The organism is Amycolatopsis sp. NPDC048633, from assembly GCF_040650695.1.
Classification (GTDB): domain Bacteria; phylum Actinomycetota; class Actinomycetes; order Mycobacteriales; family Pseudonocardiaceae; genus Amycolatopsis.
On record NZ_JBEZHS010000012.1, the window covers coordinates 141,285 to 163,563 of the forward strand.

19 protein-coding genes are annotated in these 22,279 nt (G+C 70.7%); 14 read left to right on the top strand and 5 right to left on the bottom strand.

What is annotated here, in order from left to right; genetic code table 11:
* Window positions 1-67 precede the first annotated feature (67 nt).
* Entirely contained in the window at window positions 68-892 is an 825-nt protein-coding gene (locus AB0C38_RS22795) for a phospholipid scramblase-related protein (protein ID WP_360676593.1), read from the bottom strand.
* Between the two features lie 134 nt (window positions 893-1,026).
* On the opposite strand from AB0C38_RS22795, the gene AB0C38_RS22800 reads away from it, so the two are divergent.
* From AB0C38_RS22800 to AB0C38_RS22815, 4 genes are all read left to right on the top strand, one after another.
* Window positions 1,027-2,064, top strand: a complete 1,038-nt coding sequence (locus tag AB0C38_RS22800; protein WP_360676596.1) for a methionine synthase — start codon at window positions 1,027-1,029, stop codon at window positions 2,062-2,064.
* A gap of 84 nt (window positions 2,065-2,148) precedes the next feature.
* Window positions 2,149-2,853 carry a hypothetical protein gene (locus AB0C38_RS22805; protein ID WP_360676599.1) on the top strand — a complete coding sequence of 235 codons (705 nt, stop codon included), beginning with the start codon at window positions 2,149-2,151 and terminating at the stop codon, window positions 2,851-2,853.
* An 11-nt stretch (window positions 2,854-2,864) separates the two neighbouring features.
* On the top strand, window positions 2,865-5,045 hold the full coding sequence (ligA, locus tag AB0C38_RS22810) for an NAD-dependent DNA ligase LigA (RefSeq protein WP_360676602.1): 2,181 nt from the start codon (window positions 2,865-2,867) through the stop codon (window positions 5,043-5,045).
* Window positions 5,038-5,532 (top strand): GNAT family N-acetyltransferase, encoded by a 495-nt coding sequence (locus AB0C38_RS22815; protein ID WP_360676605.1) that lies wholly within the window; start codon window positions 5,038-5,040, stop codon window positions 5,530-5,532. Before ligA ends, AB0C38_RS22815 begins: the two co-directional genes overlap by 8 nt.
* Window positions 5,533-5,597: 65 nt before the next feature.
* On the opposite strand, the gene AB0C38_RS22820 is transcribed toward AB0C38_RS22815, so the two are convergent.
* On the bottom strand, window positions 5,598-6,251 hold the full coding sequence (locus AB0C38_RS22820) for an amino acid-binding protein (protein WP_360676608.1): 654 nt from the start codon (window positions 6,249-6,251) through the stop codon (window positions 5,598-5,600).
* A gap of 236 nt (window positions 6,252-6,487) precedes the next feature.
* Between AB0C38_RS22820 and gatC the strand changes: the two genes are divergently transcribed.
* From gatC to AB0C38_RS22860, 8 genes are all read left to right on the top strand, one after another.
* A complete protein-coding gene (gatC, locus tag AB0C38_RS22825; protein ID WP_360676611.1) occupies window positions 6,488-6,787 on the top strand; it encodes an Asp-tRNA(Asn)/Glu-tRNA(Gln) amidotransferase subunit GatC in 300 nt (99 codons plus the stop codon).
* On the top strand, window positions 6,784-8,301 hold the full coding sequence (gene gatA / locus AB0C38_RS22830; RefSeq protein ID WP_360676614.1) for an Asp-tRNA(Asn)/Glu-tRNA(Gln) amidotransferase subunit GatA: 1,518 nt from the start codon (window positions 6,784-6,786) through the stop codon (window positions 8,299-8,301). The genes gatC and gatA overlap by 4 nt, the downstream gene beginning before the upstream one ends.
* Complete coding sequence (gene gatB, locus AB0C38_RS22835; protein WP_360676617.1) at window positions 8,298-9,803, top strand: Asp-tRNA(Asn)/Glu-tRNA(Gln) amidotransferase subunit GatB; 1,506 nt, start codon at window positions 8,298-8,300, stop codon at window positions 9,801-9,803. The genes gatA and gatB overlap by 4 nt, the downstream gene beginning before the upstream one ends.
* A gap of 3 nt (window positions 9,804-9,806) precedes the next feature.
* A complete protein-coding gene (locus tag AB0C38_RS22840) occupies window positions 9,807-10,337 on the top strand; it encodes a hypothetical protein (protein WP_360676620.1) in 531 nt (176 codons plus the stop codon).
* Window positions 10,338-10,710: 373 nt separating this feature from the next.
* Complete coding sequence (locus AB0C38_RS22845) at window positions 10,711-11,847, top strand: Gfo/Idh/MocA family oxidoreductase (protein ID WP_360676623.1); 1,137 nt, start codon at window positions 10,711-10,713, stop codon at window positions 11,845-11,847.
* The gene (locus AB0C38_RS22850) at window positions 11,844-12,764 is read left to right on the top strand and encodes a PmoA family protein (RefSeq protein ID WP_360676626.1); all 921 of its coding nucleotides are present in this window, start codon (window positions 11,844-11,846) and stop codon (window positions 12,762-12,764) included. The genes AB0C38_RS22845 and AB0C38_RS22850 overlap by 4 nt, the downstream gene beginning before the upstream one ends.
* Window positions 12,761-13,513 carry a cupin domain-containing protein gene (locus tag AB0C38_RS22855; protein ID WP_360676629.1) on the top strand — a complete coding sequence of 251 codons (753 nt, stop codon included), beginning with the start codon at window positions 12,761-12,763 and terminating at the stop codon, window positions 13,511-13,513. Before AB0C38_RS22850 ends, AB0C38_RS22855 begins: the two co-directional genes overlap by 4 nt.
* The gene (locus AB0C38_RS22860; RefSeq protein WP_360676632.1) at window positions 13,510-14,652 is read left to right on the top strand and encodes a Gfo/Idh/MocA family oxidoreductase; all 1,143 of its coding nucleotides are present in this window, start codon (window positions 13,510-13,512) and stop codon (window positions 14,650-14,652) included. Before AB0C38_RS22855 ends, AB0C38_RS22860 begins: the two co-directional genes overlap by 4 nt.
* A 1-nt stretch (window position 14,653) precedes the next feature.
* On the opposite strand, the gene AB0C38_RS22865 is transcribed toward AB0C38_RS22860, so the two are convergent.
* From AB0C38_RS22865 to AB0C38_RS22875, 3 genes are all read right to left on the bottom strand, one after another.
* Window positions 14,654-15,106, bottom strand: a complete 453-nt coding sequence (locus AB0C38_RS22865) for a hypothetical protein (RefSeq protein ID WP_360676635.1) — start codon at window positions 15,104-15,106, stop codon at window positions 14,654-14,656.
* 75 nt (window positions 15,107-15,181) lie between these two features.
* Window positions 15,182-19,123 carry a nucleic acid/nucleotide deaminase domain-containing protein gene (locus AB0C38_RS22870; protein WP_360676638.1) on the bottom strand — a complete coding sequence of 1,314 codons (3,942 nt, stop codon included), beginning with the start codon at window positions 19,121-19,123 and terminating at the stop codon, window positions 15,182-15,184.
* A gap of 286 nt (window positions 19,124-19,409) precedes the next feature.
* Complete coding sequence (locus AB0C38_RS22875; RefSeq protein WP_360676641.1) at window positions 19,410-20,618, bottom strand: PQQ-dependent sugar dehydrogenase; 1,209 nt, start codon at window positions 20,616-20,618, stop codon at window positions 19,410-19,412.
* Between the two features lie 65 nt (window positions 20,619-20,683).
* Here AB0C38_RS22875 and AB0C38_RS22880 point away from each other — a divergent pair, with 65 nt between their 5' ends.
* A complete protein-coding gene (locus tag AB0C38_RS22880; RefSeq protein WP_360676643.1) occupies window positions 20,684-21,592 on the top strand; it encodes a 2-hydroxyacid dehydrogenase in 909 nt (302 codons plus the stop codon).
* Window positions 21,593-21,636: 44 nt separating this feature from the next.
* Window positions 21,637-22,209, top strand: a complete 573-nt coding sequence (locus AB0C38_RS22885) for a DoxX family membrane protein (protein ID WP_360676646.1) — start codon at window positions 21,637-21,639, stop codon at window positions 22,207-22,209.
* Window positions 22,210-22,279: the final 70 nt, after the last annotated feature.

Consider the following 22,279-nt stretch of genomic DNA (forward strand, 5'->3'; position numbering starts at 1 on the left):
CTTCATTCACCTTGAGCCGTGCCTAGCCCGCTGTCCACCTGGAGAAGCTGAGACGCCGGTCACTCGCTCAGTTGGTGTCCTGCTTCAGGGCGGTGTCGATCGTGAGGGCCGCGGCGACCACCATGCTGGCGAGGGGATCGGGCAGCGGGTGGGGGATTTCCACGACGTAGTTGTCCGCGGTGGTGAAGGCGGCCTTGAGGAACCCGCCCCACGTCTTGGTCACCCGGGCGACCTCGGTGCCGGCGTGGTCGCGGATCGAGAAGTTCCAGGCACGCCAGTTCTCGGCGAAGATCCCGCCGACCGTGTGGCCGTCGACGACGAAACCGAAGCGGATCTTCCCGAAGACGTTCTCCTGGACGATCTCGCCGATCGGGGTCTCGTCGGCCCTCGTGACGAGGAACCGCGATTTGAAGACCTTGGCGGGCCGGGTCACCTTGAGCACGGTGCTGTGGTTGGCGTCCCGGACCTCGAACTTGTGGGTCAGGAACTGGTCGTAGTTGGTCAGCAGCCGGATCGCCTTCTTCAGCGCGCTCTGGCCGACCTGGACGACTCCGCCGAGCTGATTGCCGTGCTGGTCGAAGACGCCGAACTCGTTGGCCATCTCGATCAGCTTCGCGCGCTGGTTGACCACCAGAACCGGTTCGGTGAACAGCGTCCCGCCACCGGCGCGCCCGGCGCCTCGGCCGCTCGTCGCGCGATTGACCTGATCTTGGACGCGTGCCGGGTTGTGGCCCCGCTCGATGTCCAGCTCGATCAGCTCGGAGTCGCTCGGTGGTGGTGCTTGCTGGGCCGGTCGGGTGTTGGCGGTCCAGGCCCGGCCGTCCCACCAACGGTGCAGACGGGGGTCCCGCGCGTCGGGAAACCAGCCCGGTTGCGGTGGCGAACTCGTCATGGCGGGTGAGCCTATCCGCGCGGGCCCCGCCGCGGTGCCGGTAACGGCAAATGCGGCATATGTCTGTCTCCGGGCGGTTCGCTGCGGCAGCCCGGTCGGCGTCGCCGGCGGGTGGTCGACCAGAATCAGGGGTCGTGAACGAGCGAGCTTGGCCCAGCGGTGCCGCGACGGCGATCGGTTCGATGCCGGGCACGGATCCCGCGGAAGCGGCGGCGGTCGTGTTCGGCGAGCTGCCGGACTTCCCGCACCTGCCGGAACTGCCCGCCCGCGGCGTCGGTGCGGACATGCTCGGCCGGACCGCCGCGCTGCTGGTCGACCTGGCCGTCGAAGTCGTGCCGAGCGGCTACCGCGTGGCGGCGCGGCCGGGACACGAGCACCGCCGGGCCGTCGACCTGCTTCGCTGGGATCTCGACGCCCTGCAGGAGGCGCGGGAGAAAGCCGGCGCAACCCCGCCGGTCTTCAAGGTCCAGCTGGCCGGACCGTGGACGCTCGGTGCCGGGATCGAGCTGCCTCGAGGGCATCGGGTGCTCACCGACCACGGCGCTTTGCGGGACTTCACGTCCTCCCTGTTGGACGGCCTCACCGAGCATGTCGCGGAGGTCCAGGCCAGGACCGGGGCGCCCGTGGTCGTCCAGTTCGACGAGCCGTCGTTGCCCACGGTGCTGGCCGGCGGGCTGTCGACGCCGTCCGGCTACGGGAACGTCTCCGCCGTGCCGGAGCCAGAGGCACGTGACCTGCTCGCAACCGTGATCGACGGCGCGAAGGCGATCACCGGCCAGCCGGTGATCCTGCACTGCTGCGCCGCGAAGCCGCCGCTCGGCCTGCTGCGCGAAGCCGGTGCCGACGCTCTGGCTTTCGACCTCGCCGCCCTCGACGGTGCGTTCGCCGCGTTCCTCGACGAGATCGGCGAAGTCTGGGACGGCGGGGCGACGCTGTTCCTGGGCGCGGTCCCGACGACGGCGCCCGCGGCCCCGCTGACATTGAAGGACGTCGGCGAGCCGGCGTTCCGGCTGGCCGATCGGCTCGGCTTCAACCGCAGCGTCCTCGCCGAACGCGCGGTGCCGACCCCCGCCTGCGGCCTCGCGGGCACCACACCCGACTGGATGCGCCGCACTCTCGCGCTGACGCGTGATCTCGGCAAGGCCTTCCTGGAGCCCCCGGAAGGCTGGTAACCGAATCCGGCAACTCGCCGACGTCCGCTCCGCCCGGCCAGTAGCGTGGCGGAGTAGCCGACCGAACGAGGACCACCCGTAACCATGCGCCTGTTCCGCCGCAAGAGCACCGCCGCCGATCCGCCCGACCCGCGTATCGCGTGGCCCGAGCAACACGTGCCGGAGGACCCCGCGGCCGCTGCGGAGGCGTTCTGGCAAAGCTGGTACGACCTGCTCCCGATGGTCAGCGCGGCGCTGGGCGAAGGTGAGCCGCACCGGGTCGAGCACGAGCTCTGCCAGCTGGTCGAGGCGCTGCACCCGCGGCTGCACTTTTCGCTCGAACGTGGTCATCGGGCGATCTACGCCCTGGTTGTGACCGGCCAGGAGGACCCGGAGCTGCGTCCGTTCACCGACGCGTGGCGGGCCGCCGCGCCGCCGGAGGACGCGATCTGGGAGTACCACGACTCGGTCCCGCCCGTGCCCGATCCGACCGAGGTCACCGTCAACCTCGGCGAGCACCGGATCGCGCTGGCCGACGTCCGGGTCGTCGCGCAGGTCGACGAGGATGAGCACGTGGTCGACGTCGCCGTCTTCCACCCCGGCTTCGCCGACCTCGACGACGCCGCCCGTCAGACCATGACCTTCCTGCCGCTCGACGCGACATTGGGTGAACGGCTCGCCGCCGAACGACTACGGCGCGTGGAGACCGCGGCGGCCGAGCCAGCCGGTGCGATCACCCTTCTGGAGTTCCGTGAACTGGTCCGCGGACTGGGCAACGGTCCCGACGAAAATGTCGGTGCCCCCGGCTAGGGTTACCACCCGTGAGCAGCACAGAGCTTCCCCAGGACCAGGTCGCGGCGGTCGACGCCCGGGTGGTCGCCGAGGACGTCACCGACGTCCCGGCCGACGTCCGCGAGCGGCACGCCGCCCTCGCGGAGGACCTGCGCAACCACCAGTTCCGCTACTACGTCCTGGACTCGCCGATCATCTCCGACGGGCAGTTCGACGAGTTGCTCGGCGAACTGCAGCAGATCGAGGACGAGCACCCGGCGCTGGTCACGCCGGATTCGCCGACCCAGCGCGTCGGCGGCACGTTCTCGACCGAGTTCACCGCGTACGACCACCTCGAACGCATGCTCAGCCTGGACAACGTGTTCGACCAGGAGGAGTTCGTGGCCTGGGTGGAGCGCGTCGAGAAGGAGGTCGGGCGCACCGAGTTCCTCGCCGAGCTGAAGATCGACGGCCTGGCGATCAACCTCTTGTACGAAAACGGCCACCTCACCCGGGCGCTCACCCGGGGTGACGGCCGGACCGGCGAGGACGTCACGTTGAACGTCCGCACGCTCGACCAGGTACCGGAGACGCTGACCGGCACCGACGAGTTCCCGGTGCCCGCCCTGGTCGAGGTGCGCGGCGAGGTCTTCTTCCGGGTCGAGGACTTCCTCCAGCTGAACGCGATGATCGTCGAGGCCGGCAAGCCGCCGTTCGCGAACCCGCGCAACACCGCGGCCGGCTCGCTGCGGCAGAAGGATCCCAAGATCACCCGGGAGCGCAAGCTGCGGCTGATCTGCCACGGACTCGGCAAGCGCGACGGCTTCGAACCGGCGCGTCAGTCGGAGGCGTACGACGCGCTGGCCGCGTGGGGCCTGCCGGTGTCGCCGCACAGCAAGGTTTTGACCACGGCGGAGGAGCTCGCCGACCACATCACCTACTGGGGTGAACACCGGCACGACGCCGAGCACGAGATCGACGGCGTTGTCATCAAAGTCGACCAGGTGACGCTGCAGCGCCGGCTGGGGACGACGTCGCGCGCGCCGCGGTGGGCGATCGCCTACAAGTACCCGCCGGAAGAGGCGATCACCACGCTGCTGGACATCCAGGTCGGCGTCGGACGCACCGGGCGGGTGACACCGTTCGCGGTCACCGAGCCGGTCAAGGTCGCGGGGTCGACCGTCGCGCGCGCCACCCTCCACAACCAGGAGGAGGTCAAGCGCAAGGGCGTGCTGATCGGCGACCGGATCGTCATCCGCAAGGCCGGCGACGTCATCCCCGAGGTCCTCGGGCCGGTGGTGGACGCGCGCACCGGCGACGAACGCGAGTTCGTCATGCCCACCCACTGCCCGGAATGCGGCACCGAGCTCGCCTACCAGAAGGAAGGCGACAAGGACATCCGCTGTCCGAACACGCGGTTCTGTCCCGCGCAGCTGCGGGAGCGGCTCTTCCACCTGGCCGGGCGCGGCGCCTTCGACATCGAGGTCCTCGGGTACGAGGCCGCGGTCGCGCTGCTCGACGCGCGGGTGGTCGCCGACGAGGGCGACGTCTTCGACCTGAACGAGGACAGCCTCGCCGAGGTCGAGCTGTTCCGCACCAAGGCCGGCGAGTTGTCGGCGAACGCGCGAAAGCTGCTCGCCAACCTCGACGTGGCGAAGGACCGGCCGCTGTGGAAGGTGCTGGTCGCTTTGTCGATCCGGCACGTCGGACCGACGGCGGCGCAGGCGCTGGCCCGCGAGTTCGGCTCGATCGAGGGCATCGAGCAGGCGACCGAGGAGGAGCTGGCGGACGTCGACGGCGTCGGCCCGACCATCGCGCACGCGACGCAGGAGTGGTTCGACGTCGGCTGGCACCGCGAGATCGTCGAAAAGTGGCGACGCGCCGGTGTGCGGATGGAGGAGGAGCGCGACGAGTCCGTCCCGCGCAACCTCGAAGGCCTGTCGATCGTGGTGACAGGCTCGCTCGACGGCTTCTCCCGCGACGAGGCCAAGGAGGTCATCATGGCCCGCGGCGGCAAGGCTGTCGGGTCGGTCTCGAAGAAGACCTCCTTCGTCGTCGTCGGGGACTCGCCTGGTTCGAAATACGACAAGGCTGTGCAACTCAAGGTGCCGGTGCTCGACGAAGCGGGCTTCCGCGTCCTGTTGGAGCGGGGGGCCGAGGCGGCGCAGGAGGTGGCACTGCCGGCCGGCGACGAGTCTGCCAAAGACGAGACTGGGGAGACGGATGGGTGATGTCGAGATTCGGCCACCGCGGCCCGAGGAGTACGCCGCGGCGGGCGAGGTCACGGTCCAGGCGTACGACGTCGATGGTCATTTGGCTGACGACGTCGGGTACGACGCGAAGCTGCGTGACGTCGCGAGCCGGGCCGAGCTGGCTGAGGTGCTCGTCGCCGTCGACGCGGCGGGGGAGGTGCTCGGCACCGTGACCGTTGTGCGGCCAGGGTCGCCGTACGCCGAGATTTCGCGTCCGGGGGAGCTGGAGTTCCGGATGCTCGCGGTGGCGCCGTCGGCGCGTGGTCGTGGTGTCGGCGAGGCGCTGACGCGGGCGGTGCTCGACCGTGCGCGGGCGCTGGGCATCCGCAGGGTGGTGCTGAGCAGCCTCGACCGGATGCACGCCGCGCACCGGCTCTACGAGCGTCTCGGGTTCGCGCGCCTGGCCGAGCGTGACTGGCGGCCGTTCCCGCACATCAGCCTGATCGCCTACCAGCTCGACGTCTGACCTGCCATTCGTCGAAAAGGGGACGAGCCCTCGCGGACTCGTCCCCTTTTCGGCAACGTGAGCGGCTAGCCGTCGAGGACGACCGCGACGATCCCGGCGAGGTGGGCGAGCCGGGCGACTTCCGCCGCGCGGAAGGCCGGGCCGCCCGGACGAGCGACAAGCAGCGCCTTACCCGGCTTGCCGAGCGGGGTGGCCGCCAGTTCGGTGCCCAGTTCCTTCCACGTCTCCGGGATCCAGGCTTCCTCGCCGTCGAGCACCGTCGCGCGTTCGAGCGGCAGCCAGGGCAGGTCGGTGATCGGGGTCTCCGGGGCGGCGCTCGACGACGCCAGCCGGAGGGCGCCGGTCTCGGAGTGTTCGACGACCATCGCCCAGCCGGCGCGCACGATGCGGGGCACGCCCTCGGCCAGGATGTCGAGGCCGGACTTCGGCTGCGCGGCGATCTCTTCGACGAGTTCGAGTTCGCGGTGCGTGTCGAGCACGCCCGCGTACGGGCGGACTGCGTCCACTTCGACGCCTTCGACACTTTCCGCCGCCGTGATGAGCGCGTCGGGCAGACGGCCTGACGGAAGTTCGACCACGAGGTCGTCCACCGCCACTCCGGTGCCGCGCTCGACGACGTCCACGCTGAGGATGTCGGCGCCTACCGTGCCGAGCGCCGTGGCGACCGCGCCGAGGGTTCCCGGGCTGTCCGGAAGGAGGACCCGGATCAGGAACGACACCACGCGCCCCTCTCACCTCTGGCGTCCCAGCCTTGCCGTGGGACGCTCGATGCCGGTCGCCGATTGTGACAGACCCACCCGGCGCGCGGGACCCGCTGTCCGCCCGGCGGGATGCGAGCGTCGCCGGACGGCACCCGGCCTGCGCCGGGCGTAACCCAGTCGAGTCGTCCGACGTCGTCACCATAGACTTGCAGCTTCCGAGACAACCCGCACAGCACAACCCGGGAGTCACCCGCGTGCCCAACATTTCCCGAGACGAGGTCGCGCACCTCGCGAAGCTGGCCAGGCTGGCCGTGACCGACGACGAGCTCGACGTCTTCGCCGGCCAGCTCGACCAGATCCTGGACTCGGTGGCCAAGGTGAGCGAGGTCGTCGCCGCCGACGTGCCGCCGACGTCGCACGCCGTGCCGCTGACGAACGTCTTCCGGCAGGACGTCGTCCGTCCCGGGCTCACGCAGCAGCAGGCGCTGGCCGGTGCGCCGGCCGCCGAGGACGGTCGCTTCCGGGTGCCGCGCATTCTGGGGGAAGAGCAGTGACCGAGCTCATCAAGCTGACCGCCGCGGAGCTGGCGGAGAAGATCCACGCGCGCGAGGTGTCGGCGGTCGAGGTCACGCAGGCCCACCTGGACCGGATCGCCGAGGTCGACGACCATATCCACGCGTTCCTGCACGTCGACACCGAGGGCGCGCTGGCCGCGGCCAAGGCCGTCGACGAGGGCATCGCCGGTGGCAACGCTCCCGCGTCGGCGCTGGCCGGCGTGCCGCTCGCGCTCAAGGACGTGCTGACCACCGAGGGCGTGCCGACGACCTGTGGTTCGAAAACGCTCGAAGGCTGGATCCCGCCGTACGACGCGACCGTGACGCGCAAGCTGCGCGAGGCCGGTGTCGTGATTCTCGGCAAGACGAACATGGACGAGTTCGCCATGGGGTCGTCGACCGAGAACTCGGCCTACGGCCCGACGCACAACCCGTGGGACCACGCCCGCATCCCGGGCGGGTCGGGCGGTGGCTCGTCGGCGTCGATCGCGGCGTTCGAAGCCGCCATCGCCATCGGGACCGACACCGGCGGTTCGATCCGCCAGCCGGGGTCCGTCACCGGCACCGTCGGGGTCAAGCCGACCTACGGCGGGGTGTCGCGCTACGGCCTCGTAGCTTTTTCGTCGTCGCTCGACCAGGCCGGGCCCTGCGCGCGGACGGTGCTCGACGCCGCCCTGCTGCACGAGGTCATCGCCGGGCACGACCCGCTGGACTCGACCTCCATCGACGCGCCGGTGCCGCCGGTGGTCGCCGCTGCCCGGCAGGGCATGACGGGTGACCTCAAGGGCGTCAAGGTCGGCGTCGTGAAGGAGTTCGGCGGCGACGGCTACCAGCCGGGCGTGGAGCGGTCGTTCCAGGCCGCGGTCGAGCAGCTGCGTGCGCTCGGTGCCGAGGTCGTCGAGGTGTCTTGTCCGCATTTCGTCTACGCGCTGCCCGCGTACTACCTGATCGCGCCGAGCGAGTGCTCGTCGAACCTCGCGCGGTTCGACGCCATGCGCTACGGCCTGCGTGTCGCCGACGACGGCACGCACAGCGCCGAAGAGGTCATGTCGCTCACTCGGGAAAAGGGCTTCGGCGCCGAGGTCAAGCGGCGCATCATGCTGGGCACCTACGCGTTGTCGTCCGGCTACTACGACGCCTACTACGGCTCGGCGCAGAAGGTGCGCACGCTGATCACGCGTGACTTCGCGGCCGCCTTCGAAAAGGTCGATGTCCTTGTTTCGCCCACGACGCCGACCACGGCGTTCAAGATCGGCGAGCGCGTGGACGACCCGATGGCGATGTACCTCGCCGACCTGTGCACGATCCCGTCGAACCTGGCCGGCAACGCCGCGATGAGCGTGCCGAGCGGGCTGTCCGACGAAGACGGGCTGCCGGTCGGCCTGCAGATCATGGCCCCGGCGCTCGCCGACGACCGGCTCTACCGGGTCGGCGCCGCCTACGAGGCCGCCCGCGACGCCGCCGCCGGGGGAGCGCTCATCCACAAGGTCCCGGAGCTGGGAGGAACGAAGTGACTGCCGTGGCCGAGTTGATGGACTACGCCGACGTCATCGAACGCTTCGACCCCGTGCTGGGGCTCGAGGTGCACGTCGAGCTGAACACCAACACCAAGATGTTCTGCGGCTGCGCCAACGAGTTCGGCGGCGAGCCGAACACGAAGGTCTGCCCGACCTGCCTCGGCATGCCTGGCGCGCTGCCGGCCCTCAACGGCAAGGCCGTCGAGGGGGCGATCCGGATCGGTCTCGCGCTGAACTGCGAGATCGCCGAGTGGTGCCGGTTCGCCCGGAAGAACTACTTCTACCCGGACATGCCGAAGAACTTCCAGACGTCGCAGTACGACGAGCCGATCGCCTTCAACGGCTACCTCGACGTCACGCTCGACGACGGCGAGGTCGTGCGCGTCGAGATCGAGCGCGCGCACATGGAAGAGGACACCGGCAAGTCGCTGCACGTCGGCGGCGCCACCGGCCGGATCCACGGTGCCGAGCACTCGCTGCTCGACTACAACCGGGCCGGCGTTCCGCTGATCGAAATCGTCACCAAGACGATCGAGGGCACCGGCGAGCGGGCTCCCGAGGTCGCGCGGGCGTACGTGAGCGCGCTGCGTGATCTGCTGCGTGCGCTCGACGTGTCCGACGTCCGCATGGACCAGGGCTCGCTGCGGTGCGATGCGAACGTTTCGCTCATGGCGAAGGATGCGACCGAGTTCGGTACGCGCACCGAGACGAAGAACGTCAACTCGCTGCGGAGCGTCGAACGGGCCGTTCGCTACGAGATGACGCGGCAGGCGGCGATCCTCGCCGACGGCGGGTCGATCAAGCAGGAGACGAGGCACTTCCAGGAGGTCGACGGCTCCACGGCGTCCGGCCGGACGAAGGAGACCGCCGAGGACTACCGGTACTTCCCGGAGCCGGACTTGGTCCCGATCGCGCCGTCGCGCGAGTGGGTCGAACAGCTGCGCGGCACGCTGCCGGAGATGCCCTCCGAGCGTCGCAAGCGGATCCAGACGGAGTGGTCACTTTCCGACGAAGCCCTGCGTGACCTGCTGAACGTCGGCGCTGTCGACCTCGTCGCGGCCACGGTCGAGGCAGGCGCGTCGCCGGACGAGGCGCGTGGCTGGTGGGTCAACACCCTGGCTCAGGAGGCGAACACCCGCGAGGTCGAGCTGGCCGACCTGACGATCACGCCGAAGCAGGTGGCCGAGGTCATCGGTCTGGTGTCGTCGGGCGAGCTGACGAACAAGCTGGCCAAGGAGGTCGTCCAGGGCGTGCTCGCCGGTGAGGGTGAGCCTCGGGACGTCGTCGAGAAGCGGGGGCTGAAGGTCGTCTCGGACGACTCGGCGCTGCTCGCGGCGATCGACGACGCACTGGCCGCGCAGCCGGACGTCGCGGACAAGATCCGCGGCGGCAAGGTGGCCGCGGCGGGCGCGATCGTCGGCGCGGTCATGAAAGCGACCAAGGGACAGGCCGACGCCAAGCGGGTCCGTGAGCTGATCATCGAGCGCGTCGGTTCCTGACCGTTGTCCTTCTCCGTCAAAAGCGTCACCTGGCGCGAGTGGCTCGGCCTGGCGGCCGGGCTGCTCGCGCTGGGCTCGATGTTCCTGCCGTGGACTACGCTGAGCACCAACAAACCGGACATCGAGGTCATCCTTTCGCAGCTGGACCACAGCGACGTCGTCCGGGATGCGTGGCACTCGAGCTTCTTCGCGTGGTGCCCGCCGATACCGTTGCTGCTGGCCGGGCTGGTCGTGGTCTTCTTCGGGCGAATCCGGAAGGCGCGGGTCAGCGGCCTGCCGCACCTGTGGCTGGTGGTCGCCGTGGCGGCGCTGCTGCTCATGGTGGTCGGCTGGTTCACGCTGGACTGGGAGTTCGACGCCGACCAGCGCGGCATCTTCGACGCCGCCGGCATCGCCATCGGCCCCGGCTTCGGCCGGTTCCTCGGGTTGCTGGCCGCGATCGTGTCGGGCGTGGCCGCTTTCCTGGACATGCGAGCCGCGCGGGCCGAGAGCCGGCAGCCGCGGAAACGTGAGCCCCGCGGTAAGAGCCGCTGACCGGTTCTCGGCAGCTTCGTCACTTGAGTTGACGGCGGGCGCCGCCAGGTGATCGGCGATCTGTGATCGAGTCGTCCGTTCCGGTTGAGGGCCCGTGCTGACAACGTTGACATCGACGGCGGCCGTTGCGCGAGAAAGCGCTTTCTGAGACGGTCGAGGAGTGTGGCGGGAGGCAGTGGCGACCGGTGGGAGGCGTAGCGACCGGACGACATCCAGTGGTGACAGCGGAGTCGCTGACCGGGCGCAAGAGTGGCCGGATCTCGTGCGGTGACCTTGCCGACAAACCTGCGCGGCGGAACGGAAGTGCGCCGGCGAAGGATCCGGGCGGGGGACAGCGACGCCTGGAGGGAACCGTGGCGCGCGTCCGCGGGGGATGTCGTCGGAGTTGGTGAGGAGGGAGTCCGGGTTGGCTCACGGAAGGCGCTTGCGGGTCGCCGTTGTCGGGACTGGGGCTATCGCTGACAGCCACCGTGCTGCCTATCTGGCCCACCGCGACGAGGTCGATCTCGTGGCTGCCGCGGATGTCGATGAGGCTCGGGCCCTTGCCTTCTGTGCGACCACTGCTCATGCCAAGCCCTACCGCGACCTCGACTCGCTGCTCGTCGAGCAGGAACCGGACCTCGTCTCGATCTGCACTCCGCCGGGTCTGCACGTCGAACAGACCAAGAGGGTCCTCGAGAGCGGCGCCTGGGCCTGGTGTGAGAAGCCTCCGTGCCGTTCGCTTGCCGAGTACGACGAGATGATCTCCGCCGAACGTGACGGGGGCCCGTACGTCTCCTTCGTCTACCAGCAGCGGTCCGGTTCCGCCGTCGCTCACTTCCGGGACCTGCTCGCGCAGGGTGCGCTCGGCCGTCCGCTTGTCGCGCATTGTCAGACCACCTGGTACCGCGATGCTGCCTACTACGCGGTCCCGTGGCGTGGGCGTTGGGCGACCGAAGGCGGTGGGCCCGCCATGGGCCACGGCATTCACCAGATGGATCTGCTGCTCCACCTGCTCGCCGGCGACGCCGAAGGCAGCGACGGGGAATGGGCCGAAGTCCAGGCGATGACCGCGCGGCTCGTGCACGATGTCGAGACCGAGGATGTCTCCACCGCCCTCGTCCGGTTCGGGTCCGGGGCGCTGGCCACCGTCGTCAACAGTGTCCTTTCGCCCGACGAAGTGAGCCGGATCCGGATCGACTGCGAACGTGCCACCGTCGAGCTCACCCACCTCTACGGTCACGTTGCCGAAAACTGGCGATACACCCCCGCGCCTCATGCGACCGGGATCGAGACCGAACCGGCTGAGGACGTCGGCAGTTCGCACGCCGCCGCGTTGAAGCCCGTTCTGGACGCCTACCGGGCTGGACGGCGGCCGCCGTGTGGTGGGCCGGACGGGCGGCGGGTGCTCGAGTTCGTCGCCGCTCTCTACAAGGCCGCCTTCACCGGGCAGAGTGTCCGGCGCGGGGAGATCGGGCCCGGTGACCCGTTCTACCGTGACATGGCCGGCGCTGAGGTGAAGGCCCGGTGAGTGCGGCGATCACCGTCACCCACCGGCACGGTGACCGGGTGACGGTCGAGGCCGCCGGGGTGCAGCTCATGTCCTATGTGTACAAGCCCGACCCCGTCGCCTACGAGTCGCGCAAGCCCTACACCCACCCGCTGCGCACCCTTCGCGGCCGGCGCGTCAGCGGGTACCGGCCCGCCGACCACCGGTGGCACAAGGGGCTGCAGATGACGTCGAGCCACCTGTCCGGCCAGAACTTCTGGGGCGGCCACACCTACGTCCCCGGCCGGTGGTACCAGGACCTGCCCGACCGCATCGGTTCGATGCGCCACGACGGGTTCGCCGGCTTCACCGTCGACGGTGACCGGCTGACCTTCGCCGAACGGCTCACCTGGGTGACCCACCGCGGCGACGAATGGGCGCGCGAGCGGCGGGACATCGTCGTCCACTCCGTCGAGCCCGACGCGGGCGCTTGGGCCATCGACTGGGGTATCGAGCTGACCAACGTCCGCGACGCGCCGCTCGTGTTCGGCAGCCCGACCACCGCCGGTCGTGAGCAGGCCGGGTACACCGGTCTGCACTGGCGGGGCCCGCGTGACTTCGGCGGCGGCCGCGTCTTCGGGCCCGGTGGTCTCCGCGGTGACGACCTGATGGGCGCGCAGGCGCCGTGGCTGGCTTTTGTCGGCGAACACGACGACGTCGACGCGCACTCGACACTCGTCTTCGCGCACTCGCCGGAAAACGACCACGCCATCCACGAGTCGCACTGGTTCGTCCGAAGCAAGGAGACGCCCATGGTGGCCTTCTCGTGGGCGTTTTTCGAAGAATTCGTCCTCCCGCCGGGAGAGAGCTTCACGTACCGCTACCGGGTCGTCGTCGCCGACGGTGCCTGGGACCGCGATCAGGTGACCGAATACCTCGATGGGCACGGATGGTCATGAACGAATTCCCGCTACCGGGTGGCATCGGCGTTTCGCACTTACGCGCCTACGATTGGGAAGCCGAGGATGGGGTGTGTGGTGGCAGCCCGCACCTGCACCTCGCCTGCACCGAGGCTTACGTCGTGACCGCCGGACGAGGCGCCGTCCAGACGCTGAGCGTCGGTGGGTACGCGGAGACGTCGCTCGAAGCCGGCGTGATCGCGTGGTTCGCGCCGGGGACCGTCCACCGGATGGTGCAGGGCGGCGGCCTGCGCGTCACCGTCCTCATGCAGAACAGCGGCCTGCCCGAGGCGGGCGACGCCGTGTTCACCTTTCCGCCCGAGGTGCTCGCGGACGCGGAGGCGTACGCCGGGGCCGCGGCGTTGCCGAAAACTGACGAGGCCGCCAAAAGACGTCGTGACCTGGCGGTTCGTGGCTACCTGCCGCTGCGGGAAGCGCTGCTCGACGGCGATCCGGAGCCGCTGCGGACTTTCCACCGGGCGGCCGTCGCGCTGGTGTCGCCGAAAATCGGAGACTGGGTCCCGCGCTGGCAGGCCGGGGCGCTGAAGGCCGCCGAACTGACCGGGGCGCACCTCAAGGCCCTCGCCGACGGCGACGGGAGCCACCTCGACCAGTCGGGCGTCCGGGTCGCGACGCCGTCGAACCCCGACGGCTACGGCATGTGCGGTCGTCGCGCCGAATACGACATCCCGGGTGTCACCTCGCCGCACGGCGAGGACGCCCTCGATCAGGAAGGCCGTCAACGATGAACCAGACCGCCATCGGAGTGCTGCTCAACGGGGTCACCGGCCGGATGGGCTACCGGCAGCACCTGCTCCGGTCGGTGCTGGCCATCCGCGAGCAGGGCGGGGTCGAGCTGCCCGACGGCACGCGCGTGCAGCTCGAGCCGATCCTCGCCGGGCGCAACGCGACGAAGCTCAAGGAGCTCGCCGACCGGCACGGCCTGACCGCGTGGACGACCGACGTCGGCTCGGCGCTGGACGACGTGCGGATCTACTTCGACGCGCAGCTGACGTCGGCGCGCGAGCCGTCGGTGCGGGCGGCGATCGCCGCGGGCAAGCACGTCTACGCGGAGAAGCCGCTGGCCGAGACGCTGTCTTCGGCGCTGGAGCTGGCCGGGCTCGCGCGGGACGCCGGGATCTGTCACGGCGTCGTCCACGACAAGCTGTTCCTGCCCGGGCTGCGGAAGCTGCGGCGGCTGATCGACGGCGGGTTCTTCGGGCGCATCCTGTCGGTCCGCGGCGAGTTCGGCTATTGGGTCTTCGAGGGTGACTGGCAGGAAGCGCAGCGGCCGAGCTGGAACTACCGCGCCGAGGACGGCGGCGGGATCGTGCTCGACATGTTCTGCCACTGGAACTACGTGCTCGAGAACCTCTTCGGCTCGGTGCGCGCGGTGACGGCGAAGGCGGTCACACACATCCCGCGCCGCTGGGACGAGCAGGGCGAGGCGTACGCGGCGACGGCCGACGACGCCGCGTACGGCATCTTCGAGCTCGAGTCGGGGGCGATCGCGCAGATCAACTCGTCGTGGTCCACGCGGGTGTTCCGCGACGAGCTGGTCGAGTTCCAGGTGGACGGCACCGAGGGCAGCGCCGTCGCCGGTCTGCGGCGCTGCCGCGTCCAGCACCGCTCCGCGACGCCGAAGCCCGTGTGGAACCCGGACCTGCCGGCCACCGAGCCCTTCCGCGAGCAGTGGCAGGAGGTGCCGGACAACACCGAGTTCGACAACGGCTTCAAGGCGCAGTGGGAGGAGTTCGTCCGGGACGTCGTCGCCGGGCGGCAGCACCGCTACGACTTCTTCTCGGCCGCCCGCGGGCTGCAGCTCGCGGAGGCCGGGTTGACGTCGTCGGCGGAGGGACGGTGCGTGGAACTGAAGCCGCTGGCGTAGGTCAGTCCAGCGGAGAAAGAGGGGCTTCGAGGACGCGGTAGACGTAGGAAGTGCTTCCGTCGTGGTCGATCCGCGTCCGGAACCCGGCTTTCGCCAAAACGTCGAGCAGCGCCTCGACGATGACCTTCCGCGTGTCGAGAACGTATCCGAGCAGCGGGCTTCCCGCGTCCTGGGCTCGCAGTTTCCCTCGGTAGCTTTCCGTTTCCATGATCGGGGCCCGCCAGCTTATCTCCACGCCGAACGGATGCGACTCGTGCACCCTGATCTGCGCTCCGGTGGGATAGGGGTGGAAGTCGGCTTCGCGCAGAACCGAAGCGGCAAATCCCATTCGAGTCAGCTCGGCTTCGACCGCGTGGGCGAGTTCGAACCAGGAATCGACCGCCTCGGCAGGTGCACGGTAGTCCGGGTCGTTTTCCGCGCGCGATTTCTCGTGGAACTGGAACGGATCGGTCACGCCGGTGAGACTAGCACGGGGTGGTGACGGCCGAGGGTCGTCACCACCCCGCGTTCGACGGCGGTCAGCCGGGCTTCACCGGCCCGTCAAGCGGTCCCGCAGCAGCGCGTCGATCATTTCGCTTTCCATCTCCCAGTTGCCGAGGTGGGTGACCCCGTAGTACACCGGAGTGCCCGGTTCCAACGCCTCGTTGAGGAGGGCGATGCACTTGTCTTTGCACGGCGATCGTTCGGTGAACATCGCTTCCAGTTTCTTCGGATCGAGCCCGGCGTCCCGGATCCTCTGGATGATGGCTTCTTCGGAATGCAGGGCGGCGTCCTTGTTGCTGCGAGCCACGATGAAACCAGGGCCGAAACCTTCGTCGGGCCAGCCCGGCATTTTGCCGACACCGATGTTGATTCCCGTCTTGCCGAGCAGATCCCGGGCCCTCCGGAACTGGTAGGAGACGTTGGCGAGCTCGTTGGACCACCGGCCGTAATCGATTCCGACAGCCCTGAAGCACGGCTCGGGGGCCGCCGCGGCGAAACCGGGGGTGCAGATCCCGGCTATCTGTTTCGCGATGTTCTTCGCGATGTCGGCTAGCCCGTTGCGCACCGCGATGCCGGAAAGGAACTCTTCGGTGCTGAGCGCGCTCAGCCGGGACGCGAGGAACGAGTCACTGGCTATGCCGGTGAGGAACTCCGCCCCGATCGTCAGTTCGAGACCCGCGCCCGCCGCTTCCGCGAGGAAGCCCGCTTCGGCGCCGGCCAGCGCGCCGACCAGCGGGGCCGTGCAGATCTCCGCGCAGAACACGCCCGCGCCGATGATCACCGCACCCGCGACGATCGTGCCCGCGATCGACCACCAGCGCTCAGTGTCGGCTTCGTCCTCGGCCTTCTCCTTGGCGTCGGAGATCGCCTTGTTGATGAGGTACGTCAGCGCCGGGTTGTACGCGCCCTTGAGGCAGTCGTTGAACGTCTGCTCGCTGTACTGCTTGAGCTGGTTGCAGACCGCGACGTTGCGTTCGGACTCGCCCTTGGGGTCGTTGATCAACCGGGTCGCGCGGGCGACGCAGTCGTCGTGCGCCGGGCCCGCCGGGACCGAGTTGCAGGCCCCGTTGACGTCGTCGGCGAACTTCTTCTTGGCGGCGTCGATCTCGGCGTTCGCCTTGGCGATCGCCTTGTCCCGGGCGTCGTTCGCGGCCGTGACGGCGGCGTCGGCGTCCTTGCCGGCGTCGATCGCGTCCTGGTACGCCTGGTGCGCCGCCGTGACGGCGCTCTCCGCGTACTGGGCCGCCAGGTTGGCCGAGTGCCGGGCCGCCATGGCCGACTGCGAAGCCCGGACCGCGGCCTGCGAGGCGCGCGTCGCCGCGTCCTGCGCGGTGACGGCCGACTGGTAGGCCTTCTCCGCCGACTCCCGGGCGTCCTGCGCCGACTTCGCCGCGTCCTTCGCGGAGTTGAAGGCGTCGGTGGCATGGGCGCCGGCCTCCTCGGCGTACTGGTGCGCCTTCGTGGCGTCGTGCCGGGCGTCGGCCGCGACCGACTGCGCCAGCGCGGCGTTCTGGGACGCCGTCGCCGCGACCGACGTGGCCTCGGCGACCAGCCCGGCGACGACCGAGTTGTGCGCCGCCGACTCCCGGTCGTGGCGGGCCGCGACGTACTGGCCGTTGAGCCGGTACATCCGCACCATGTCCGGCGGGCCGGACAGTGCCGCCTGGGCCAGCATCCGGGCTTCGGGCCCGGTGGCGGTGTTGGCGATCAGCTGGTTCAGCGCCAGCCGGTCGTCCTTCTCCCGGGCGACGTTCTGCCCGGTGTCGAGGAACTGCCGGTACGCGGCCACGGTGCCGGCGTCGAGGGCCTTCTGCGCCTCGGAGACGACGATGGCGTTGCTCTCGGCACGCGCGGTGGCCTGGACCTGGTTGACCTGCAGCCGCAGGACGTTGCCTTCGGTCGGGTAGTCGGGCGAAGCGAGGAACCGCTTGACGTCGGCGTCGCTGCCCGCGAGCGCCTGCTGCCCGGCCGCTTTCTTGGCCGGGTTCGCGTCGTCGACGATCTCCTGCAGGGTTTCCCGGTCGTCCTGGGCCGCCGCGCGGGCGACGCCGCTGTGGACGAACTCCTGGACCTCGCGGTCGGCGCCGGACAGCGCGCCTTCGGCGGCCGACTTCGTCCACGGGCCGCCGGTGGCGAGCAGCCGCAGGGCGATCTTCCGGCCGTCGAGCGTGACCAGGTTCGGGTCGGTGCCCGCAGCGTTCGCCTCCGCCAGCAGCCGCGTGGTTTCGGCGTCGCGCTGGAGCTCCTGCGCCGCGTTCCACTTGCGGGTCAGGCCGAGCTGGTCCTGGACGGTGAGCGCCTGCTGCGCGACTTCGGTGGCCTGGTCGGTCTGCTGCGCGATCCGGTCTTCGTCGGCCTTGCGGGCGGCGGTGTAGATCCGGGCCGCCTGGTTGGCCGAGTCGACCGCGGTCTGCGCGGCTTCGCTCGCCTTGTTCGCGTGCTCGGTGGCGAGCTGGGCCGCCTGGTCGGCGTTGACCGCGTGGTCGGCCGCGTCCTGGGCCGCCAAGGCGGCGAGGGCGGCGTCCACTGCGGCCTTGACGGCCAGCGCACGTGCCTGTACCGCCGCATCCGCCGCTTCGTTCGCGTACGCGCGGGCCGAGGCCGCTGCCTGGTTCGCGCGGTTGGCCTGCCGCTGTGCGGTCGCCGCCGCGGCTTCGGCTTGCCGGGCGTCCGCGCCGGCGGCCTTCGCCCACTTGACGGCGTCGCGCGCGGCCGCGGCCGAGTTGGAAGCGTTGGTGCCGGCCGAGTTCGCCGCGTCGATGGCTTCCCGGGCGTGGTCCAGGGCGACCTTCGCCTGGTCGATCGCGTCGACGGCCTGCTGGGCGCTGGTCGAGGCGGCGGCCGCGTCGATGGCCGCCTTGGAAGCGTCACCGGCCTTGCCCCGGTCGACCCGGGCGGCGGCTGCCGCGTTCCACGCGGCGCTCGAGGCGCGTCCGGCCTTCGAAGCGGCGGCCGCGGCCCGTGCCGCGGCGTTGGCGGCGACCCGTGCCGCGGACGTCGCCGCGTTGGCCGCGCCGATCGCCGTGATCGCGGCGCTCGCCGCGCGGTCGGCCGCCGTCGCGGCCCGGGAGGCCGCCTCGGCCGCGCCCGCGGCGTTGTCCTTGGCCGCCTCCGCGGCCTTGGCGGCGAGCTCGCTCGCCTGCCGCGCCAGGTCGGCTTCCTTCTTCGCGCGGTCGGCGGCGTCCTTCGCCTCCTGCGTCTCCTGCGCGGCCTGGGCGCCGGCGATCTTCGCCGCGTCGACCAGCTGCTGGATGGTCGCGGTCTCCTGGTCGCGAGCGGCCGCGACCTCCCAGTCGCGGTCGATGAACAGCCGCAGCCGGTTCGGGGTGCCGTCGTCCAGCGCGTCCTGCGCCGCGGCCTTCGCCTCGGGGCCGCTGATGGTGAGGATCTGGTTGACGCGCAGGCGGAGGTCGACCGCCTCGGCGCGGGCCGCCGTCGTGTTCAGGAACTCGTGCAAAGCCTCGGAAGTCCCGTTGTCCAGCGCGACCTGGCCGGCCTTCTTCACCTCCGCCCCGCCCGCGGCCATGATCTGGTTGACGCGGACCCGGAGATCGGTGTCCGACGCGGAGATCCAGCCGCCGCTGAGGAAGGCCCGCAGCGCGTTCGGATCGGTGTCCGCGGCGTCGAGGGCCTGCTGCGCCACGGATTTCACGGTGGTGCCGCCGGCGTTGAGGATCTGGTTGACCGAGAGGCGGTCGTCCAGCGCGGCGAGGCGGCCCAGCTTGTCGTTCAGGAACGCCGTGACGTCGGCGTCGGAGCCGATCAGCGCCTTTTCGGCTTCGGTCTTGACCTGCGAGCCGGCGCTGCGCCAGATGGTGAGCACCTTGGCGCGCGGGGAAAGCTCGGCAGCCGCCGAAGTCGCGGCGGCGCGGGGGACCGCGGCCGGTGCCGCGGTGGCCTGCTGCACGGTTTGTGCGGTCAGTGCGGCGACCAGCGCGACGATCAGGCCGCCGCGCCGGAGCCGCTGGAGTCTTTTGACCGGTCTCATGGCTCTCTTTTCGCGGACGCGCACCGGCGCCACACCGTCCGGTGCTCGGGGTGTCGAAAGGGCCGGAAAGTGTCAGCCCGGCGGCGAGGAAACGCCGGCCGTCGTTCGGGCAGCACAAAGAGACGTGAACATCCGGAAATCCCCCTCAGCGGAACACTGTGAGATTCCGCCCAACAGGGACCTTAACAGCGCGAAGATCGCCTAACCATGGAGCAAAAGGGGGTGATCGGCATCACATCTCAGGCATGGGAAAGCGCTGTCGGAGCAGTGGTCTGGTCCGGCCGGGTCAGTCCTTGCCGTTGCCGCCGCCGGACGTCGCCGGCGTGATCAGCACGACGCGGTCGTCGCTCGATACCGGGGTGCCGCCGTCCTTGTTGACCGTGCCGGCCACCGCGAGCTGTGGGTTGATCATGCTCATCCCGGCAAGCCGCCCGAACGTCTCCGGCGGCTTGCCGGTCTTCCCGTCGAGGCTCACCGTCGGCTTGCCGCTGATCGCGCCTTCCGCGGTCACCGGCAGGTTCTGCAGGTTGCCGGCCAGCGACATCCCGACCGAGACCGAGCCGTTCGCGTCGACGAAGTCGGCGCAGCCCGCGACCCCCGGCTTGTCCGACCACGTCCACGCCGGCGTCGTCAGCGGCTGCCCGGCCTGCACCCGGTAGAGGGCGTCCTTGTCGGCGAGCCGGTCGGTGACCCAGACGCGGCCGCCGTCGGCGGACGCGCACAGCCCGCCCGGCGCGTGCAGCCCGGCCGCCACGGCCAGGGCGCCGTTCGGGTTGCCCGCCGCGGCCTTGCCGGACGTGTCGATCCGCAGCACCTTCCCGGCGAGGGAGTTCGGGTCGGCGGCGGCGTTCGGGTCGCCGGCGTCGCCGGTGGCGACCAGCAGCGCGCCGCGGTTGTCGGCGCTGATGGTGCCGCGGTTGCCGGTCGCGCCCTTCGGGATCCCGGTGAGCACCGGCTTCGCCGCCTGCCCCTTGGCGAAGCGCACGACGCGGTTGTCCGTCGCGGTCGTCACGTAGGCGAACACCAGCTGGTCCTCGACGTACGACGGCGAAAGCGCGAGGCCGGTCAGGCCGCCGTCCCCGGCCGCTTGGACGTCGAGCTTCGCGAAGTCCGTGGCGTCCTTGCCCGCCGTCGCGAGCAACACGCGGCCGCTCTTGCGCTCACCGGCCAGCGCGCTCGGCGTCGAGCCGTCACCCGGCAGGCCGGCCACCGCGGCGACGGTGTCCAGGCAGGTCGCGATCACCGACGGGTCGAAGTCCTTGCAGCCCTGCGGCGGTGGCACGGGCGTGGCCGACTGGCCGGGCCGCGCCTGGCGGCCGTCGCCGCCGGAGTCCGCGCCGGGGCCCTGGACCTCGGGCGGCGATTCGGGGCTGGGCACGGGCGCGGGGCTGAAGGTCTGGCCCGCCGCGGTGTCGTCGAACCGCGCGCACCCGGCCGGCAGCAGGACGCCGCAGGCCAGGATCGCCAGCAGGGCCGAGCGGTACCGGGTTCGCATGATCCCCCAGCCTAGGGGCCGGTGCGTGAACCATGGGTGAGTACTCCTCGATTACGGTGAGGATCATGACGCTGACCGTGCTGGTGCCCGACGACGAGGGCATGACCGTGCTCGCCGAGGTGCCGCGGGTCCTGCCCGTGCGCCACCAGTGGGGCGAGCCGGTGCCGCCCGAGGCCGCGAAAGCCGAGGTGCTCATCCCCGGCAAGCACCCGCCGGGCGAGGAGCTGTGGCGCACGCTGCCGAACCTGAGGCTGATCCAGCTGCTGGCCGCCGGCGCCGAGGACTGGGTCGGCAAGGTGCCCGACGGCGTCCTGCTCTCCACCTGCCGGGGCGCGCACGGCGGGAGCACCGCCGAGTGGGTCGTCTCGGTGCTGCTGTCGCTGTACCGGAAGCTGGACGTCTTCGGCGCGGCTCAGCGCGAAGGCCGCTGGGAGCGGCAGAGCACCGACACGCTGCAGGGCAAGCGCGTGCTGATCATCGGGGCCGGCGACCTGGGGCAGCACCTGCGGCGGCGGCTCGAGCCGTTCGACGCGCGGTGCACGATGGTCGGGATGACCGCGCGGGACGGCGTCCACGGCGTGCGGGAGCTGCCGTCGCTGCTCGGCCTGCACGACGCCGTCGTGCTGATGGTGCCGCTGACCTCGCGCACCCGCGGGATGGTCGACGAGGAGTTCCTCGCCGAGATGCGGGACGGCGCGGTCCTGGTCAACGTCGCCCGCGGCGCCGTCGTGGTCACCGACGCCCTGGTCGCCGAACTGACCACGGGCCGGCTGCGCGCCGCGCTCGACGTCACCGATCCCGAGCCGCTGCCACCCGGGCACCCGCTGTGGACGGCGCCGGGCCTGCTGCTGACCCCGCACGTCGGCGGGGCCGTGCGCGGGGTGCGGGGCCGGTCGTACGCCGTCGCCGCGGCCGAGATCGCGCGGTACGCCGGCGGCGAGCTACCGGACAACCTCGTGCACGGGGAGTACTAGCGCGGCGGCTCGCCAGGCCCGTGCGGATCCCCTACCCTTCGCGCGTGAGCAGTGGAGACGATTTTTCGCAGCAGCCCACCAGCCTCCTGTCGGACGTCGAGGACGACCGCGCCGACGAGCCGCGTCAGGGCGGGCTCGGGCTCGGCCTGCTGATCCTGCGGCTGGCGCTCGGCGTGACCATGGGCGCGCACGGCCTGCAGCACCTGTTCGGCCTGTTCGGCGGGCCGGGCATCGGCGGGTTCGCGCGCGTGCTGGAGACGTTCGGTTACCACAAGCAGACGACGCTGCTGTCGTGGATCACCGGCATCACCGAGCTCGGCGGCGGCGTGCTGGTGGTCGTCGGGCTGTTCACGCCGCTGGCCGCGGCGGGCCTGCTCGGCGTCATGGCCAACGCCGTCTACGCGAAGTTCCACGGCGGGTTCTTCGAGGGGCAGGGGCAGGGCTTCGAGTTCGAGCTGCTGCTGGGCGCGACGGCGCTGAGCCTGCTGTTCACCGGATCCGGGCCGATTTCGCTGGAGCGGAACACGCCGTGGCGGAGGCGGCCGTTGCCGCTGGGTCTGGTGTCGCTGCTGCTCGCCGTGGCGGCCGCGGTGGTGGTCATCGTTCTGACGCGGTAGGGCTGAGGACAACCCCGGTTTCCCGGCCCGAAACTGTCGGTGCCTGCCGGTAACGTTGAAACCGGGGGTC